Genomic DNA, 933 nt, shown 5'->3' on the forward strand with positions numbered 1-933 from the left:
GTGTCCGGCGGCACGCTGGCGCTCTCCGGCGCGGGGGATCTCTCGGCCTCCTCGGGCGTGTCGCTGACGGCGAGCGGGACGGTGTTCAGCATCGCGGCGGCGGGTGGCGGGCGCACGGTGCAGACGCTGAACGGCGTTTCCGGCAGCAGTGTCGTCCTCGGTGCCAACACGCTGACGGTGAGCGGCGGCGGTGGCTTCGCGGGGGTGATCTCCGGCACGGGCGGGCTGATGGTGAGCGGCGGCACGCTGACGCTGTCCGCTGTCAACAGCTATACCGGGCTGACCACGGTGTCCGGCGGCACGCTGGCGCTCTCCGGCGCGGGGGATCTCTCGGCCTCCTCGGGCGTGTCGCTGACGGCAAGCGGGACGGTGTTCAGCATCGCGGCGGCGGGTGGCGGGCGCACGGTGCAGACGCTGAACGGCGTTTCCGGCAGCAGTGTCGTCCTCGGTGCCAACACGCTGACGGTGAGCGGCGGCGGTGGCTTCGCGGGGGTGATCTCCGGCACGGGCGGGCTGATGGTGAGCGGCGGCACGCTGACGCTGTCCGCTGTCAACAGCTATACCGGGTTGACCACGGTGTCCGGCGGCACGCTGGCGCTCTCCGGCGCGGGGGATCTCTCGGCCTCCTCGGGCGTGTCGCTGACGGCGAGCGGCGCGGCGTTCGACATCGCGGCGGCAGGCGGCGGGCGCACGGTGCAGACGCTGAACGGCGTCTCCGGCAGCAGTGTCGTCCTCGGCGCCAATACGCTGACGGTGAGCGGCGGCGGTGGCTTCGCGGGGGTGATCTCCGGCACGGGCGGGCTGACGGCGGGTGGCGGCACGCTGACGCTGTCCGCTGTCAACAGCTATACCGGGTTGACCACGGTGTCCGGCGGCACGCTGGCGCTCTCCGGCGCGGGCGATCTCTCGGCCTCCTCGGGCGTGTCGCTGACG

Annotated in this window: 1 protein-coding gene; it reads left to right on the forward strand. The window is 73.1% G+C overall.

The window, feature by feature from the left end; all coding sequences use genetic code 11:
• The coding region (locus NON00_RS24585) for an autotransporter-associated beta strand repeat-containing protein (RefSeq protein ID WP_256025435.1) at nt 1–933 on the forward strand (933 nt) is incomplete at both ends.

It is taken from the genome of Roseomonas sp. GC11, from assembly GCF_024437745.1.
Classification (GTDB): domain Bacteria; phylum Pseudomonadota; class Alphaproteobacteria; order Acetobacterales; family Acetobacteraceae; genus Pseudoroseomonas.